This window comes from Acidobacteriota bacterium (assembly GCA_016700075.1).
Taxonomy (GTDB): Bacteria; Acidobacteriota; Blastocatellia; order Pyrinomonadales; family Pyrinomonadaceae; genus OLB17.
Genome location: CP065000.1, coordinates 1,921,829 through 1,940,889, shown reverse-complemented (window position 1 = coordinate 1,940,889; position 19,061 = coordinate 1,921,829). Strand labels below are relative to the sequence as shown.

11 protein-coding genes are annotated in these 19,061 nt (G+C 54.8%); 8 read left to right on the top strand and 3 right to left on the bottom strand.

What is annotated here, in order from left to right; genetic code table 11:
- The first annotated feature begins 146 nt into the window (after nucleotides 1–146).
- The gene (locus tag IPM50_08710; protein ID QQS31767.1) at nucleotides 147–998 is read left to right on the top strand and encodes an NAD(+)/NADH kinase; all 852 of its coding nucleotides are present in this window, start codon (nucleotides 147–149) and stop codon (nucleotides 996–998) included.
- A gap of 13 nt (nucleotides 999–1,011) precedes the next feature.
- On the opposite strand, the gene IPM50_08705 is transcribed toward IPM50_08710, so the two are convergent.
- Complete coding sequence (locus tag IPM50_08705; protein QQS31766.1) at nucleotides 1,012–1,374, bottom strand: MGMT family protein; 363 nt, start codon at nucleotides 1,372–1,374, stop codon at nucleotides 1,012–1,014.
- Complete coding sequence (locus tag IPM50_08700; protein ID QQS31765.1) at nucleotides 1,371–2,009, bottom strand: cyclase family protein; 639 nt, start codon at nucleotides 2,007–2,009, stop codon at nucleotides 1,371–1,373. The genes IPM50_08705 and IPM50_08700 overlap by 4 nt, the downstream gene beginning before the upstream one ends.
- Before the next feature lie 304 nt (nucleotides 2,010–2,313).
- Here IPM50_08700 and IPM50_08695 point away from each other — a divergent pair, with 304 nt between their 5' ends.
- Entirely contained in the window at nucleotides 2,314–7,092 is a 4,779-nt protein-coding gene (locus IPM50_08695; protein QQS31764.1) for a VCBS repeat-containing protein, read from the top strand.
- A 101-nt stretch (nucleotides 7,093–7,193) separates the two neighbouring features.
- Nucleotides 7,194–8,000: a menaquinone biosynthesis protein gene (locus IPM50_08690; protein QQS31763.1), complete on the top strand. Its 807-nt coding sequence runs from the start codon at nucleotides 7,194–7,196 to the stop codon at nucleotides 7,998–8,000.
- Here IPM50_08690 and IPM50_08685 read toward each other — a convergent pair.
- The gene (locus IPM50_08685) at nucleotides 7,997–8,518 is read right to left on the bottom strand and encodes a DUF1905 domain-containing protein (protein ID QQS31762.1); all 522 of its coding nucleotides are present in this window, start codon (nucleotides 8,516–8,518) and stop codon (nucleotides 7,997–7,999) included. The genes IPM50_08690 and IPM50_08685 overlap by 4 nt on opposite strands.
- Nucleotides 8,519–8,574: 56 nt before the next feature.
- Between IPM50_08685 and mqnC the strand changes: the two genes are divergently transcribed.
- The 5 genes from mqnC (at nucleotide 8,575) to IPM50_08660 (ending at nucleotide 18,986) form a co-directional block, all read left to right on the top strand.
- Nucleotides 8,575–9,750, top strand: coding sequence for a dehypoxanthine futalosine cyclase (gene mqnC / locus IPM50_08680; GenBank protein QQS31761.1), 1,176 nt, complete (start codon nucleotides 8,575–8,577; stop codon nucleotides 9,748–9,750).
- A 66-nt stretch (nucleotides 9,751–9,816) separates the two neighbouring features.
- Nucleotides 9,817–10,287: an SRPBCC family protein gene (locus IPM50_08675; GenBank protein QQS31760.1), complete on the top strand. Its 471-nt coding sequence runs from the start codon at nucleotides 9,817–9,819 to the stop codon at nucleotides 10,285–10,287.
- Nucleotides 10,288–10,343: 56 nt separating this feature from the next.
- Nucleotides 10,344–10,679: a hypothetical protein gene (locus IPM50_08670; GenBank protein ID QQS31759.1), complete on the top strand. Its 336-nt coding sequence runs from the start codon at nucleotides 10,344–10,346 to the stop codon at nucleotides 10,677–10,679.
- 126 nt (nucleotides 10,680–10,805) lie between these two features.
- Complete coding sequence (locus IPM50_08665; GenBank protein QQS31758.1) at nucleotides 10,806–11,468, top strand: class I SAM-dependent methyltransferase; 663 nt, start codon at nucleotides 10,806–10,808, stop codon at nucleotides 11,466–11,468.
- A 294-nt stretch (nucleotides 11,469–11,762) separates the two neighbouring features.
- A complete protein-coding gene (locus tag IPM50_08660) occupies nucleotides 11,763–18,986 on the top strand; it encodes a tetratricopeptide repeat protein (protein QQS31757.1) in 7,224 nt (2,407 codons plus the stop codon).
- The last annotated feature ends 75 nt before the right edge of the window (nucleotides 18,987–19,061 follow it).

Here is a 19,061-nt window from a genome sequence, read left to right as displayed (position 1 = left end):
GAATAAAGTTCATTTTGCCGAAAATATGGGCAAACTATGATTCTAGCAAAGCGCTTTGGCAAATTACCAACAGATACGACAATGCCGTCGGAATAAAACTTGCGAAATGACGGTAATTAATTGATGATTAACCCGTATATCAGCCGATGGAAACAGCCCAGATCACTGCAGTAACCATAATCGTAAAGCCCGGTGACGGCGAGGCCGCGGCGACCGCACGCGAATTGGCGGCATGGTTGACCAATATGGATGTTATGCAGGTTCGCGGTCCGTTGACTGCCGGGTCGCAGGAGGCTGACGAGGCAGAATTTAGTGATGGGGAACTGATCGTTGTCCTCGGCGGCGACGGCACGATGATCTCAGCGGCCCGAATTGCTGCCGATGCAGACGTACTTGTTATGGGCATCAATTACGGCGGTCTGGGCTATCTGACCGATTTCCGTATCGAAGAAATGCACTCGGGCATTGAGGCGGTCTTTGCCGGTGAATACGACATCGATAGCCGCGTTATGCTGCGTGCGGAGCTGTGGCGAGGCGACCAAAAGCTCGCCGACGGCCGCGTATTGAACGACGTCGTCATCAACAAGGCCGCCGTTGCACGCATCATCGAGATAGATGTGAGCCTGAACGGACTTTTCGTAAATTCGTTTCGTGCTGACGGGCTGATCGTTTCGACTCCGACGGGCTCGACCGCGTACAATCTTTCCGCGGGCGGCCCGATAATCTATCCTTCGATGAATGCCGTCGTCCTGACGCCGATCTGCCCCTTTACTCTCACGAACCGCCCGATCGTCATTCCCGACAGTGCAGAAATAGAACTAGTTTTGGATAACGAGAACGAAGGCGTCGTCCTGACGCTCGACGGCCAGAACGGCTATGCGATGCACTCCGGTGATCGTGTAAAGATCCGCAAAAGCGGTACTATGCTGAAACTCGTCCAACCGCCGAACAGGAACTATTTCGATGTCCTCAGGAATAAACTGAAGTGGGGACGTTAGAGCAAAGTGCCCATTACGAGAATAGACTGATCTGATCGTCACCTTCCGTATCCATGCCTTCGGGATGCCATAGATACCGGCCAAGATCGCAGCGTTCTTTCGAATCAAATACCACACCTTCCTGTTCCAGCATTGACTGCTGCAGATTCACAGGAATTGTCATTTTCCCGGTCGAACATTTCCCTTGCGAATTGATCACTCGCTGCCACGGCACATTTTCCGTGTCGGCGCCGTGCATCACAAAGCCGACCGTCCGCGGCGTGTAACCCTCGCCCAAAATTGCGGCGATCTGTCCGTACGTCATCACACGGCCCGCCGGGATCTGTTTTACAAGATCGTAGACTCGTTCGCGGTATCGAGGCTCGTTCGGGTTCATAGGAGTTCTCTCAGAAATGTCCTCGCCGGGGCACCGTCGCCTGTCGCACCGTCGTATTTCAGCGGGCCGCAGAATATCTCGTAGTCGCCGGGCGGAACAGCACGCAGATCGACGCCCTCCAGAATGACGACCTCATTACCGAGCAGCGTCGTGTGGACGGGTTTTGTTTCGCCGCCGCTTTTTTCTATGGAAAGATAATCGATGCCGACCAAAACGATGCCGTTTTCGACGAGCAGATCGGCGGTCGCCGGCGTGATATAGGTGAAATCCGAACGGAATCCGTCCTCCGGTGTCGCCCAAAATTCGGAATTTCGCGTTTTAAAGATGACGCGTTCGACACCGTTCAGGTCACCCACATGTTCGGGCTCGATCTCGATGACATGGCTCGGTATCTCTATGACGCGGCAGGGACCGATGAGTTTTTGCGGGTCAATTTCGTGAACGCGCTTTGTTCCGTCGATGAAGTGATTCGGAGCGTCGATGTGAGTCGCGGTGTGCACGCCAAATGACATCTCTGTCACATTCGCTGAATTGCCGCGGGCAATTGCCTTGAACGAATTAAGTTCCACACCCGGATCGCCGCGGTAGATAGGTACCGTTTCGCTGATCGTCACGGTAACGTCGTAGATCTTCATAACGTCAATAATACTCCGCGTCAAACGCTAGGCGAAATCGTCAAAACCCACCGAAATGCGGCTTTGACCGTGAAAAAATCCACACTTAAATGCATATCGAGGCGGATCAATTTCCACCGCAAACCGCGTAAATATCTCTGTATCAATAGTTAACCAAAATTTGGGCCAACGGCACAGCTAATGCTCATTCAAAGTTAAGCGCAAGGGTAATTGTCTATGTGCCCTGGCCGATTGACAGCACGTTCTTACCGTTTGCCCTCTCACGATCACCCGGCATGAACGGCGGAGAGGAGGTTCTAAGGAAATGATGCGAAAAATTGCTGACGGACGCACACGGCTGATCCCTCCCTTGGTTTCAGCGATCATGTTTATCTCGTTCTTGGCAGCTGCCGCTTCCGGCACTGCCTTTTTGTTTCAGAATTGGGGATCAATAGCTGGCGAAGCGGCCGATCGCGAAGCAATGCTGCAATGCACGCCTGCCCCGCCGCAGATGACATCGTGGTGGACAGGTGATGATACGGCCGATGATCTGCTCGGAAATAACAACGGTACTTTAGTGAATGGAGCCGGTTTCGCGGACGGAATGGTCGGCCGGGCGTTCAGCTTTACAAACTCTTCCCATCGAGTTCAGGTCAACGACTCGGCGTCTCTGCAGCCCGGCAACGCGATCTCATTTGACGCGTGGATCAAGCCGGCAAGCCTGAGCAACACGTTCAATGCCGTGCTGGCGAAAAGCGAAGAGTCTATTGGACAGCGAAGTTACGGGATGTGGATAACAGGGGACGGAAAGGTGCTTGTCATTCCGAGTACATTTTCCGGAATATCAGCGTGGACAGATCCAGGAAAGGTTTCGGTCGGGCAATGGACACACGTCGCCGCGGTCATTACCCACGGCGTCGGTTACAAGATATTCGTGAACGGGGTTGAGCAGGTTATAACCGTAGAGGGGCCGCCGCCTGTGCTTGCCGCGACCGACACGCCGTTCACCATCGGCACGTCCGATCCGAGCTGGCCAAACCATAATTTTCAGGGCCTGATCGACGAGGTCGAGTTCTTTCAGAGAGAATTGACCGCAGCAGAGGTGAATGCGATCTACGCCGCCGGCAGCGCAGGTAAATGCAAGCCTGTAGCAACTCTAGGCGACTACGCTGACTCGTCGGTAGCATTAAGCGGCAACGCCGTTGTTACACCCGACGCAGTGCCGACGGGAATAACGAGGATAACAGTATTTGCCCCGACGAACTTCCGCGGACAGCTTACCGTGGACAACTCGACGGGTGCGGTTCGCGTGACAAATGCTCATCCCGCGGGCGTCTATCCGATAACCGTAAAAGCGTTCGGTCTCGGCGGAACTGCAACAAAGACATTTCAACTGACGGTAAGTTCAGGGCAAGCGTGCAATACCATTGGCTTCCAGCCCGCCGGCCAATTTCCGCTTGGGGCATCACCTACCGCTGCAGCTCTAGGAGACTTTAACAATGACGGCCATCAAGACGTTGCGATGACCGCATCGCCCAACCTGCTATTGGTTTGGGCGGGCAGCGGAACAGGAACATTCCCGGGCTCCGCGGCATTTACGGTTGGAAATAGCCCGATGGCAGTCGCGGTCGGCGACCTTAATGGTGATGGACATGCGGATATCGTCACGGCAAATCTTAATTCGCATACCGTTTCTGTACTAATGAACAACGGGGCCGGCAGTTTTGCTTCGGCAGTAAATTATTCTGTCGAAAACGCGCCGCGTTCTGTGGCGATCGCTGACCTCAACAACGACGGTCTGCTCGATATTGCGGCCGCGAATGTGGACTCGAACAGTGTTTCCATACTACTCGGCAACGGAACAGGAACGTTTCCGGCATCAGTCAGCTTCCCGACCGGCACCAACCCGATCTCGATAGCGATAGGCGATCTCAACGGAGACGGGAACAAGGATATCGCTTCTGCAAATTTTGCAGGGAATTCGGTTTCGTTAGTTTTGGGAAACGGCCTCGGCGGGTTTGCTTCGCCGGCGACCTACGGCGGACTGTCCAATCCGCACTTCATAATTGTCGCCGATCTGAATAACGACGGGAACCAGGATGTCGCTGTTCCAAATGTTGCAGCCGATCAGGTATCGGTAATGCTCGGAAACGGAACCGGGATCTTGGCGGCGCCCTCACACTATTCGGTCGGTTCGACGCCAGTGACCATCGCGGCGGGAGACTTTGACCGCGACGGAGCTCAGGAGCTGGTGACATCAGACCACCTTTCGGGTCAGGTCTCAATATTGAAAGGTGACGGGCTCGGCGGTTTTGGCGCCGCAGTACTGGTGGCCGTCGGCACATTGCCGTACGGACTGGCTGTCGGTGACCTCAACGGTGACGGTGTTCAGGACATTGTTTCGGCAAATGCGTCGTCGAACGACCTCGCGCTCCTGTTGGGTGTTTGTGCATTGCCTTCTCCGACGCCCACGCCAGAACCTACGCCTACGGCAACCGCTACGGCTACGCCGACGGCCACTCCTACCGCGACGCCTACGCCGTCTTGCATTGACGCTCCGGCCGGCATGGTCAGTTGGTGGCGGGCTGATGACAACGCGTGGGACGTAATGAACCTGAACAATGGCGTGCTGCAAAACGGAGCGACGTTCTCGGCGGGCGTTGTCGGCAAAGCATTCGAGCTCGACGGCATTGACGATTTCGTGCGGGTGCAGCCAACCTCGTCGCTTCCCGTCGGAGCACAGCCGCGGTCGGTGGAATTTTGGTTCAGAACCCCCGTTGATCTTTCTGTAAACACCGAGTCGGCCCTGTTCCAATACGGCACGGCAAACACGAGCCAGATGTTTGGACTCATCACATCCGGCAATTCTCCCGGTCGAATTTATTTCTACGGCCACGGTAACGACCTTGCTGGAGGGACCCTTCTGCAGCCTGATACGTGGTACCACACAGCGGTCACTTACGACGGTGCGACAGTCAGGCTATATCTGAACGGAGGCCTCGACGCCAGCGCCCCGAAAACCCTTAACACGGTACTCGACACCAACGGCATCACCATCGGCAGCCGTCCGGGCGGATCAAAGTGGAAAGGCCAGATCGATGAGCCGACGCTCTACAATCGTGCTCTTTCCGGTGCAGAAGTATTCGCGATCTATCAGGCAGGCTCATCCGGCAAATGCGGAACTTGCGCTCCGGTGCCGGTAGGCATGACAGCTCTGTGGCCGGGTGATCAGGGTGCGAGAGATATCCGCGGCGGGCATGACGCCGGGCTGTATAGCGGTGCTCAATATACCGACGGCAAATACGGCATAGGAGCTTTCGAGTTCAATGGAGCGGGCTCTTATGTTGAGGTCGGAGGTGATTTTTTCAATCCCGGCAACCAGCCATTTACAAATGAATTCTGGTTCTACTCATACGGTACACCCGTTGCGGATGCATATTTGATCGGCAAATCCAATCCCGATGCCGGGCAGGGCTGGGATATCCGTTATGGAGCGGGGCGGATAAAGGTATCCGGCATAAACGGATGGGATTTCAACATTGTAACTGACGTCATCGCGCCACCGAATATGTGGCATCATGTTGCCCTGACAGCGACAACGACCGAGGCACGACTATACGTAAATGGAGTTCTTGAAGGATCGTCGCCTCGATTCGGTGTCAGCTCTACGTCAAATCCAATGCGTTTCGGTTTCACTACAAATTTCGGCGGGTCATCTTTAGCCGGTAAGATGGACGAGATCTCATTCTATGACCGGGCCCTGTCGGCAGCAGAGATCGCTGAGATCGCGGCCGGCAGCGGTTTGGGTTGGTGCAAACCGACCGCGACCTCACCGCCTGACGGCATCGTCCGCTGGTGGAGCGGCGACGGCGACCTTAAGAACTTCTCGCCGTTCTTTGCTCCGCTGAATGACGTCAACGGCGTCGGATTTATCGTCGGCAAGGTCGGACAGGGCTTTCGTTTCCGCCGAGCCGATCAGGTGTATTTCTGGGCGACGGACAGCGGAATGCCATTCGGTGACGCGTCGCGTACGGTCGAGTTTTGGGCAAGACCGACATTCAACGCTAGGATGCCGTTCTTTTATGGCGGGTTCAGCACTTCCGGAGCGTTTTACCCGATGTTCATCAACGATAAGGCCTGCATAGGAAACTGGGGCGGAGGCGACGTCTGCGGAACTACAAACATTGCTGACGGACAATGGCGCCACATCGCACTGACCTATTCGCAGAGTGACCATTATGCCAGGATTTACGTCGACGGCAACTATGAAGCGTCAATGTTCCGCATCTACGCCTCCGTTCCAACGGGCAGTATGTTTGTAGGATCCTCGACACCCGCGGGCAGCAACGAGTTTTATGACGGAGATCTGGACGAGGTCACTGTCTATGACCGGCAACTGACCGAGGCGGAGATACAGCGAATAGTTCGTGCCGGTTTTGCCGGCAAACTGAAGCAGGTTCCTGCACCGGCTTCCGGCGGTTTGGCCGCTAGGACAGAAGCGAGTGCATACATCTTTGTGGGCGATGCGGCGGTCAGTTTCCCGTCCGTAACGACGGCAGGGCAACTGCACGAGATCCCGATTGCCCTGAACGGCCTGCCGCCGCTGCCGTATCTGTCGATGGGCCTGACGTATGACATCGCGACGAGTGCCGAATACACGGGCCAGCCGACGGTATGCTTTAATCTGCCTGCATTCACGCCGCCCGAATACAACGGCATGCGGATACTGCATCTGGAGAACGGTCAGTGGGTCGACCGCACGCTGTTAGGCAACACATATCCTGTCCGCTGTGCTACGGGAATGACGTCGCTTTCGCCTTTCGCGATCGCATACCTGACGCCGACGGCAGCGGGAGTTTCGGTCAGCGGACGTGTTCTGGACGGTACAGACCGCGGCATTATCAATGCCCGTCTAACGCTGACTGACACTGCGGGAACGGTGCGGACGGCGGTTTCGAATTCGTTCGGATACTACCGATTCGAGGGTGTACCCGTCGGCGAGACTTACGTGATCGAAGCGAAACACCGCAGGTTCCGTTTCATGCCGCACGCCGTTAATGTCAGCGACCACGTCAACGAGCTTGACCTCATTGGTATTGAATAAGGAAGGGGTTTTTACACATCAATGAGGTTCGAGGGGCCCGAGGCCGAAAGGCTTCGGGCCCTATTTTGACGCACGACGAACTTTGCCGCAGACTAAGGTCAATGATCCGTATTTCCGCATCCAGCTATTCGAATACTGCACCGCTGATCTGGAGTTTTCTCTACGGCAGCGGCCGCGGTACGGCGGAGGTGATCCTGGACAATGCGCCGTCGCGTTCTGCAGAGCTGCTCGCCGAGGATCGCGTCGATGCGGCCCTTGTGCCTGTTATTGTTTCGCAGTTTTTGGATGATGTGCGAATCGTACGGGGCGTTTGCGTCGGAGCGAGGGAAAGCGTACGAAGTGTTTGTTTGGTTACGGACGGACGCGAACTTGTGGACGTCCGCTCGGTCGCCCTGGACACCTCGTCACGAACTTCTGTTGTGCTGACGAAGATCATCTTTCGCGAATTCCTCGGTTTTGAACCCGAATGGCTCGACGCCGCACCTGATATCGACGCGATGCTCTCGACGTCCGATGCGGCATTGATCATCGGCGATCCGGCGCTTGCTTTGTCAGAACCACCTGCGGCAGCAGACGGTTTAACATTGCGGACGTTCGACCTCGCCGAGCTTTGGCATCGTTACACAGGGCTCGGTTTCATTTTCGCGATGTGGATGACGCGGCGTTCGGGCGTGCCGCTCGACCTCGCCGCTGCACGCGACGAAGGCGTTGCAAACATCGACGCCATCGCTGCGAATTATGCCGCATCGACCGGACTGTCTATTGCCGATATGGCTGATTATCTGCGGAACAACATCTGCTACACGCCCGACGAAACCATGCTCGCAGGAATGGAGCTGTATTTCGAGTTGGCGGAGAAGCAAGGTCTGATCCCAAACCGAAGAGAGCTTAATTTTCTGCAAAGCTAGAAAAGCGGCCGTTTCAGCTCCTCGACCAGAGCTTTGTCGATTATCTTGCCGTTCTCTTTCAGGTGTTCGACTACGATCAGGGCTTGATGGATGCGTTTGTCGATGTCTTTCACGTTGCTGATCAGATAAATAAGCGACCTCTGTTTGCCGGGCGTGAGAGCGTGAAACAGACGGTCGCCGTCGGGGTCCTGTTTCAGCACTTCTTCAAATTCCTCAGGCATCGGCATCCCGTACTTGCTATCGTCCTGCGTCAGCTCGACCGTCACGGTTTCACCCACCTCGATGCCGAGCGCATCGCGACGCTTTTTGTTGACGATGATGTAGAAAATGCCGCCCCACGGCATCAGAGCGCATTGAAACGGCTCGCCGCTGTTTATCGAACATACTACACGGCGGGTCTTGCCGTCGGTCGGGAATTTCTCGGCGATCTTACGATCGACCTCGAGATATATCCAGCCGGATTCCGGAAATGTCCTGACCAGCTTTGTTTTGAATTTGATAGGTTTTGCTGCAGCCAAGTGCGGTTACCTCACCTTTCAACATTGATTTTGCTAAAATTCACTTGAGAAACGAAATGACCCCGAACATACAGCCGATACTTGATAGAGCACTAGCGGGCGAACGTCTGACATCCGACGACTGCGCCGCATTGCTCGAATCGAATGATTTTGTCCGCATTGGCCTTGCCGCCGACGAGATCCGCAACCGAAAGAACGACCCCGCGGTCGTGACATACATAATCGACCGCAACATCAATTACACGAACGTTTGCAACGTGGTCTGCACCTTCTGCGCATTCTATCGTCGGCCGGGCAAACCGGAGACCTACGTGCATTCGATCGACGAGATCTGCACACGCATCGACGAGACCATCGCGCTCGGCGGCACGGGCGTGCTGATGCAGGGCGGGCTGCATCCAGACTTTAATATTGAGTGGTATGAAGACCTGCTGAGCACGCTGCACGCAAAATATCCCGATTTTCAGCTTCACTGTTTTTCGCCGCCGGAGATACACAATATTTCGCTGATCTCAAAGCTCGATTACGAGACGATACTTCGCCGTTTAAAAGCCGCAGGCCTCAATTCAATGCCCGGCGGCGGCGGCGAGATCTTGGACGACGAGGTCAGAAAACGCGTCTCGACCAAATGCACTACGCAGGAATGGCTCGATGTGATGCGTGCAGTTCATAAGGTCGGGTTGATCTCGACCGCAACGATGATGTTCGGGATCGGCGACCGCATCGAGCATCGCGTTCGACATCTCGAACGCATCCGCCAGGTGCAGGACGAGGCCCTTGCCGCCAAGGCGATTGACCCGAACTACGGCGAATTCACCGCGTTCATCCCGTGGACCTTTCAGCGTGAGAACACCGCCTTGGGCCGCAAGATCACTGAGGAACCGACCGGCGTCGATTATCTAAAGATGCTCGCCGTATCGCGATTGTTTCTAGACAATATCCAGCACATTCAGTCGTCGTGGCTCACCCAAGGCATTCGCCTCGGCCAGGCTGCTCTGCGCTTCGGTGCGGACGACATGGGCTCCATCATGATCGAGGAAAATGTCGTCTCCGCCGCCGGCGCCCACAACGAAGCGAACGAAAAAGACCTCCGCTACCAGATCCGCGAGGCCGGCTACCGCCCGCAGCAACGCGACATCCTCTACAACTACATCAACCGCGAAAACATAGACGCGCTCGATCAAAGCGATTCGATGAAACTCAAAGAACTGACCGTAGCGTTTGCCGATTGAGGTCAATTGAGAAAATACATCGTCGCTATCTGAGAACGCGGAGTTTGTGGCGGCAAACTATTGTGTATGACTACATTAACGCTCGAAACTCGTATCAACGCACCTGCCGAGGTTTGTTTCGATCTGATGCGTGACGTCAGGCTTCACACTCAAACGACGGCTCATACAAACGAAAAAGCGGTCGCCGGTGTGACGAGCGGAATGATCGGCTTGGGTCAGACCGTTACGTTCGAAGGCACGCATTTCGGAATGCGGCAGCGGCTGACGGTCGAGGTCACTGCATGCGATCGGCCGAATCTGTTCGTTGACGAGATGATCGAGGGAAAGTTCCGCTCGTTCAAACACACTCACGAATTCAGCGAAACCAGTGGCGTAACACTGATGCGCGACACCGTCATATGGACCTCGCCGTTCGGTATTTTGGGTCGATTAGTTGATAAACTAATTCTTGAACGGCACCTTCGTGATCTGGTGACCGGACGAAATAAAATGTTAAAAGAGATCGCCGAGGCCACGCAGAAGTCGATTGCCGCATAGTTTATGCTCTGATAAACTGCATTCGAACCGCATCCGTACATACAGTATCGACATCTATGACCGCAAAGATCGTATCGGCATTTCTCACCTTGATCGCTGTTGCGGGGTCGGCAGCTTTCCTGTTCATAATGCTTCTGGTGGCGTTGAACGGATTTCACGGTTCGGATGCGACCTATGGGGTATCGGCGTACACGATCCTTTCGGTGGCGAATGTTATCGCGATGGCCGCGGCGGCGTTCTTTGTGGCCGGTTTTTTGATCAAACGCGAGTTCAAAGGCTACGTCGCCGGGTTGATCGCGGTGCCGATATTGACGATAGTCGGTGTAGTTCTTGAACTCGTCATTCTTTTTGTAAGCGTGCTGTTTACGGACATCGCCAGCAAGAACTTCTGACCTCCAAAAACACGCGTTTTTCTGCATTCGTTTTCGTTGCATTGTTCCTCAACCGCACTCCGCATATCATTGAACTAGGTTCAAAAATCGAAAATTCAGGTCTTTTCTTCCTTTTGTCTAAGGAAAATGGGTATATCTTTACGCGACAGGATACGCAATACTTCGATCTATAAGAAGGTCGGCGTCCGTCTGAACGTGTTAAAAGGGCGGCTTTATGACATGCGCCACGGCGTGCATACCGCCCCGGAAATTCACCTTGAGGATCTCGATATCGAGAGCCCGAATGCCAGCCGCGGAGGCAATTATTCAGGTACTGAACCGAATTATTTCCGCCAGATCATGGATGGCCTCGACCTTGATCTGTCCCAATTTACGTTCATCGACCTCGGTTCGGGAATGGGACGAGCCCTATTTCTGGCGTCAGAAAAGCCTTTCAAACGCATCATCGGCGTCGAATTTGCCCGCGAGCTTCACGAAATAGCAGAAGCTAACATCACAAAATTTCGTTCGCCGGATCAAAAATGTTTCGATATTTCGTCAGTTTGCGAGGATGCCGCTGCCTTTGAACTGCCGGACACACCGCTGATCTGCTATCTGTTCAATCCATTCGACCGCGAGGTTTTCGAACGCGTCATTGCCAATTTCGAGCGTTCACTGAAGACATCGCCCCGCGAATTTTACGTCATATACACCAATCCGATGCACAACGATCTTTTCGTTGCATCGCCGGCTTTCGAACAGATAGCCGAAGGCCCGTGGCACACCCTTCATCTTGCAGTTAGATCGTGATCGGCCACTCAAGATCACAGATCGTTCCGTTCATTATTCTAGGGCAATAAGACCAATCAACTCCGAACAGAATAGGCCACTGCGAAAAATTTCGCGGCAAGGACGACTTTTTCTCACTTCTAACAAACCTCGTGCGGTGGATCTCCCGCAATACGCGTGATTTCCAGCCTTTTTCGCGTGTCGAATACGACCGTGAATAGGCACAACGCTTGCAGTTTATTGAGGGCGGACCGGAATTGAGCAGAACGTCCCCGCCAATTCTGATCATAATCCTGCTATGGATGGTGAACCGCAATGCAAACCAACTCAAAGATCCGCAATTTCTCAGTATCGTTGATAGTGATCGCAGGCCTAGTATGGTCCGCGATAGGCAATACCCTTCCTCGGAACGTATTCGTCGTGCCTGTCTATGACACATCAGCGATTGTTTCTGACCCGAGCCCCTCAACATTTACAGTGGGAGTTGCGTCCTTCCCTGAGGCACCCGCACAGGAAGAGCTCTTGGATGCAGCCACACGAAACATGCTTGCGGGCATGAGCGGGACCCGACGCGAGGTCGCACTCATCGTCATCGAAACGGTCAATAAGAGCGGAGCAAAGGTGGTCGGAGTAGGTTCGTGGATAACGGGTGGAAAATACAACGATCCGCTGACGGGCGGGACATCCGATCACGATCTGCGACTAGTAATGGACAATGTTGATGAGGCCAGGGCGGTCGCGCAATGGAGGTCCGTTCGCGGGGATATTGAACGGCAGGTTCGGGCAAAGTTCGGCAATCAAGCAGACGACGTTCTGAGGTCAATAAACCTCTATCCGCCCGAGGTCGTCTTGGAGGGTATTGATGACGCAGAGGAGGCACTTCAAAAGCTAAAAAATCTGCGGATGAATCCAAATCTTGGCGGAGCCCAGGCTGAGGGCTTGTGGGGCAAGGGGTCGAAGGCCTTTCGCGACACCTACGAGGCGACCAGTGGACGCGTTTTTTGGAAGAACGGAAACAGGGTCAATTCGGGATTTGCAGATCTGCTGCCGCTCGGTGAAACGAGGGGCGTTTATACCATTGGCGGTTCTGCAAATACTGCATCGCAGTTTGCCGACAAGATCGATGATGCTCTCAAAAAGTATGATGCCAAGACCGTTCGCAAGAACCTGCATAGACTCCGTGATTCACTAAAAAAATCGCGTGATCTTGCCCGGATGGAAAAGGCGACGTATCTGGATGACCTCATTAGAACATTCGACGAGTTTGGCGATGACCTGGAAGGTCTGAAACGTGAGCTAATAAAACCCGGAACACGTCAGGCTCTGGACGGTGCGATCGCTCAGGCAAAGATGGACTCGCAGCTTCTCAAAAAGTTCGCTGAAAGCTCAAATCCGCGCGATCTAAAGATACTGCAAGAAATGTTGGAGGAGGGAACGGGAAAATGGGCGCGCGTAAAGCGTGCCCTTTCAAACGCAAGTTCACGGGTCCCGTGGGGAACCTTATTGAACGCATTCATGGCGTTCATGGTGTTCATACAAGTCAAGCAGGTTGCCGGTGATCTAAAGGCCGGCGACTACGAAATGGCATTCCAGAGCATGCTTGTGGACGCCGGATTCATGGCCAGCTTGCCCGCGGGGTTATTGGCTTTGATAGTCTCGTCGATCATCGAAGACGCAAAAGATGCGGGCTATTCGCTGGTCGCAAGCTATCAGGACTGTGAAGACCTCATTGCAGGAATATACGAGGTCAAGGGCAGAGAGAGATTGACCACCGACCAGAAAAGCGAGACGAATATAGCCGCTCTCGCCCAAACGTATACGGAAAAGGAAGACATTATCAAAATCGTTGAACAGCATGCGCGCGAGGCCGCGAGCCGGGAACTGCCGGGAGAGGTGACCAAAAAGGTTGATGAGGAAGTCGCGAAAAAGCTCATCGCTAGGTGTTCTCCCCAGGTTGTCGGTAAATGGCAGAACAAAAGGGCAGACATGATCGGCGATGCTGCCGAATCACTACTGTCGATCGACGAACGGATGCAGAACATTCAGGTGATCCGAAACATCTATCCTGAACCGGTCGTTCTGCGAAACGGAACGGCAGATGCAGAGGCACGGGCGGTCTTTTCAGGCAGCGGCGCTGCCGAGTCGGCTCTCATCGACAAGTACGTGAATGCGCTGCGGATCCTTGGCGGCGAGGAAAAATTGGTAGCGGTTTCAGTGGATCATACATACCGCTGGTCGTTGGGCAGTCAGGAGATTTCCTATGATGAAAGCTACTTTTTGCCCGGACGGCCGATCTTTAACCAGGAACATCTTTCCCGGGTCTTCACATTTTCAAAGCCCGGAACCTATACCGCCAAGCTTGTTTACACACTCACTATCAACATAAATACGATCGCCAGCGATGTTCTTTCGGCGAAGGGCTACCTAACAAGGGTGTATGTGCGCGAGATACCTTTTCAGATCGATGTGCAAGGCGACGAAAAGCCGAGTCCGACGCCGACACCTACGCCGACCGTGTCGCCAACGCCGCAACGTTCACCCACCCCGTCACCGACGCCCACAGCGACCGCAACGCCGAGAGTAGCACCGACGCAGTCGCCGACCGTCAAACCGACGCCCTCGGGACCGAGCGAAGCGGAACTGAAGTCCCAATACATGAACTGCCTGTGCCGATGCTATTCGGGCTGGGCCGGACATATCGGCGTTTGGTGGGATCCTGAGAATAAGTCCAAACCCGAGTGCGACAGTTCAGGGCCGTGTTTCGGCGGTGCAGGAGCTTTCGGATGTACGCGGCGTCATAGTTTCGGCGCACCGAACGAGTGTTCACAGTCTTGTTGGGAAGGCGTTTACGGCAAAGGAACGTATGACCCCGAGAAAGCCGATAAGATCCGCCGCGAAGAGAACCGCAAGCACATGCGGCCGCTGACGCTGAAACTCGACAAAGAGAAATGCCCGATCAAGGTGCAGCTTGGTGAAACGGTGAATTTCACCGCTTTGGCCGAAGGCGGCATCCAGCCGCACAAGGTCACATGGACAGGTAACGGATCGGCAAAAGAGAACAACTTTACATTCGCAAATTCGCGGCAGCCCGGAACCTATCCGATCTCCGTGACGGTCTCTGACGACGAAGGCAACACCGCAACAGCATCTTGTTCCGTTGTTGTTGAAGCAATGACCGTCAAGATCGAGATGGTCGAAACTGACAATAAGGTCACCTTCGGCGGCAACCGCAATTTCAAGGCGACAGTGATGTCCGGCGGCAAGCCCGCACGCGGAAATTTCTATTTACTGTGGCAGCCGCATCCCGAGCTGCTGTTCGCACCGTTCGAATACAACGGCGGCAACGCATCATCTACAAGAGTGACATTCAACAAAATGGGCACGTCAAAGGTATGGGCCGTTGCACACACACGAGAAGGAGAAACGCTGACAACGGTCGGCGAATCCGATCAGATCGAGATCGAGGTCGGAAAGCCTGAACTCAAACTGACGTTGACGCCGCAGAAAGGGATCGTCGGTTCCGAGATAAAAGCAAAGGTCACGACCAATGTGCCTGACCTTAAAGAGATCGATTTTCGCTGGGATGTCGGTGCTCCCGGAAAATTGATGGGACAGTCGCAGGATAGTTCTGAGATAACATTCATCCCACAGGCCACGAAACCCATCACCATCACAGTGAACGCGCGTGCTCCGGGCGTCGGCGACGACCTCGGTCAGCAGACGGCGACATTCACCGCAGATCCCGCAACCGTAAATGTGGTCATTCTCGGTGCTGAAGGGCAGAAACCGCAGGTCTGGAAGCCGGGCGTTGGACTGGTCACACTCGAAAAGGAGATCGCCGTCCATCAATACGTCGGGATCAAGGCAGAAGTGACGCCGACGGTCGAAGATGCCCGATATGAATGGAGCGTGAATGAGGATACACACATTGTCGGGAACAGCATTTCACAGCAGATACGTGTTACGCGCAGCCAGGTCGGCGGCGGCGAAGCCACGGTCATCGTCAAGAACAAGGACGGGCTCGAGATCGGACGCGGAATGGGAACCTTCTCCGTTACCGTTTCGCAGGCAGAGCTCGACAAGGCGAAAAACTTGGGCGGGACCACGGAGAAACTGGCTGAGGCGAAGGCACTCGTCGCCAAAGGACAACTTGACGAGGGCATCACAATGATCGATCAGGTCGTCGTCGCTGCTCCCAAGAACACCGAAGCCAAAAACCTTTCCACAAAATGGAAAAAAGATCGAACGACCATTCAGACACAGTTAGGAAAGGTAAAGGACCTGATAACGAAACAGGCATTTAATGACGCAGCAAAGGAACTGACGGTTGCGAAAAATCTGCACAATCTCTATCCGCCTGTTGTCGAAGCCGAAAAGGAACTCAACGAAAAGACGAATGCTTATCAAAAGGGCGTGGGCGACGCCGTGGCGGCGATCAACGAGGCAAATCAGAAAAAGGATTTCAAGAAAGCACTGCAGCTGTGTAGTGAGATCCGCACGACTTACAAACTAATACCCGCCACAGAGCAGACCGTGAAAGGTTATGAGGATTTCGCACGCTCGCACGAGAACGAAAAGGAACGCGTCCGCGGCGTGCTGAAACAGGGCGAGGCGAAATACAACGCCGGCGACATTGACGGAGCCCTGAAGGATCTCGATCAGCTTTGGGTCAACTTCAATGCTTACTGGAATCCTGAGATCGATCCCGAACCGAAATATTATGAGAATCTAAAGAACGAGGCACTCAAGAAACGCGACCGCGTGAATGCATTGATGCCGCAAGTAAAACAGGCGGCGGAAAATCCCAAATATGACAAGAAGCAGCTCGAAGCCGGCCAAAAGATGGCTGACGAGGTCTTGGGTATCTTCCCCGCACACGCTGACGCTAAGAAATATCGTGACATGATCGCTGATCGGATGGCACGCGGCGAAAAAGGAGCGAAGGCTGACGAATCAAAGGCAAAGGGTGACGAGCACCAACAGGCAGGCCGCCACAACGACGCGATCAAAGAATACGACACTGCTATAAAGTCGGACCCGAATAACGCCGAAACTTACATCAAGCGTGCAAATTCAAAGCTCGCAAAGAACGATGTTGCCGGTGCTCTGAAAGACCTCGACAAGGCGATAGAACTAAAGCCCGGTAACAAGGAATGGCATCAGAAGCGGGCCGAGACCCGTGAAAAGGCCGGCGACAGCAACGGTGCGGTCGCTGATTACAATTCCATCATCGCGATCGATCCGCGTAACGTAGAGGCCTTGACCGCCATCATACGAATTCACGGTGCTAACCGGAACTGGCCGGGCGCGATCGACGCATTGACGCGGCTCATAAATATGCAGCCGACAAATGCCGCAGCATACACTGCGCGAGGCTTGGCTCATGAAGCCAATAACGATTGTATAAAGGCGATCCCCGATTTCGACAAAGCGATATCGCTGCAGCCGAATAGCAGTGAAGCCTACAACGGCCGCGGCGAATGCCGTGAGGCAGGGAACGACCGTCGCAGTGCGCTGGCGGATTACGAGAAAGCGGTTCAGGCGGATCCGAGCAATGCTGTCGCGGTCGCAAATCGCGACCGGCTGAAGGTCGCTCTTGCTCCTACGCCGAAACCGACGCCGACGCCCAGAATGACGCCGACACCGCGGCCAACACCTGTCGCGACCCCGAAACCGACACCGGCCGCTACTCCTGCCCGTACACCGCGTCCTACCCCGACCCCAACGCCGGCAAGAACTCCGGACTCGGGAACCGACCGGCTCGGAAGTGAATGGACCGTGACCGAAGGGGGAATTCCGGGCCGCTGGGTTCGTCGAGGAACTACGTTCACCTGGGATGCACGTTGGAATAATGGAGCAGTTGCGGTTTTGACGATCACTCACAGCGGAAATAAGGTCCAGATCGTTCGAAATGATACAGCCGGCCCGATGCTTTGCACGGCAGTTTATGAAGGCGTAATAGCAGCCGACGATACGATCAAGGGCAGTGAAACTTACCGATGTCCTCCGGGCGGGCCTCCCAAGACGCAGCAATGGCAGGGACGCATCGTAAGGGGCAAACAAACGCAGATCGACGGCACCATTCCAAAAGTAACGCCGACGCCTATACGTACGCCAACGCCGGCACCGACACCCGGCAGAACGACTACCACGACCGCGGCATCGAATTTCTATCCTATCGACCTGACACCGGTGGGCGGCAAGAAAGGCTCGCCGCGAATGGCTAAGGAAATTCAGATAGATGATGCATCGTGGATACGGCTAAAGAGCACGGATGAGAATCGCCGCGTCATTCAACTCGATGTGCCACGGGTGTTTAACGCCACTCAAATAGCTATCGTCACAAATCTCGACGACGCAACGTATCTTGAACAGGGTGCGACCATAGCCAGGATGACACTCACAACCGATTCGGGGACAAAGACCTTCGACATCAAGGCCGGCGTTCACAGCAGCGAATGGAATTATGGCGTAGGGCCCAAGCATCGGCGTGTCGATGCTCTAGACATAGGAGACAATAGGTTCTTGGCGGTCTTTCCGCTCGAAAGGACAACGGTTGTCCGTAGGATCAGGTTCGATTACGTCGAGACCAACACTCAGAAATGGGCGGGGCATGCACCTGGATTCGTACTTCGCGGCGTAACGCTGATAGGCTCGGGAACGGGACGTTCGACGCAGAACAGCGGCAGCACACCTAAACCGACGCCGACGCCAAAGAAAGGCTGGGAGATACCGAGCGAAGTAAAGATACCCAGCGTTGGAACGATAAAACTGCCCGGAGCGACACCCACACCGAAGCCGCCGCCTTCGGCACCGCCGAAACCGCCCGCAGGCGGCGATTCCGAAATATTCAACAACGGCAATATTTACGCCGTCTATAACAAACCGACCGCGCCAACGCAGTTCACGCTGAACCGTCCCTATGTGATCACTTCACTGATCACCTATCACTGGAATAACGCGCGCGGCACGACCCAACCGGGAACGATCGCAGTTCGGAGCAGCGACGGCAGGACCTACGGGCCGTGGCGAGCTGCCGGCAGCCCCGGTCAGGGCGGGGTTGTTAACGCTTATTGGACGGTAAAGCCGAACATCACTCTGCCCGCCGGAACCTACACTGTCATCGATTCTGATCCGGAAACATGGGCACAGAATTCGGGCAGCGGCGGCCGAGGCCACGTAATAATGCGCGGTTACCCCGCGTCCGGCACAGCATCGACACCGACTCAAACCACTAAACCTCCGCCTACTTCAGGCGTTGGAGCGACGGTGCTCGCGATACTTGAGAACCGGTCGGGCGAGGCGGTTCACATCTTTCCCGAGGCCGAGGGCTTCGACCCAAGAAATAAGATCGCACCGGGCGCCAAACGCGAGGTCGTGGTGACAATGGCTCCTGATGGGCGTGTGAAGTTCGTATCGGGGCGCAACGGGCAGGTGATCGCCACAAAGATATGGAACGGCGACCCGAGCGACCGCAGCCGCTATCCGCGAGTGGTGTTTGACGGCAGAAATCTGCTGATAACCACTGGCTTGAGATGACGAGGCGCACTGATAGCCACAAATGGCGGATCTCTTGATAGGGATCCGCCTATCCTTGTTTGACCTCCCTGTGGG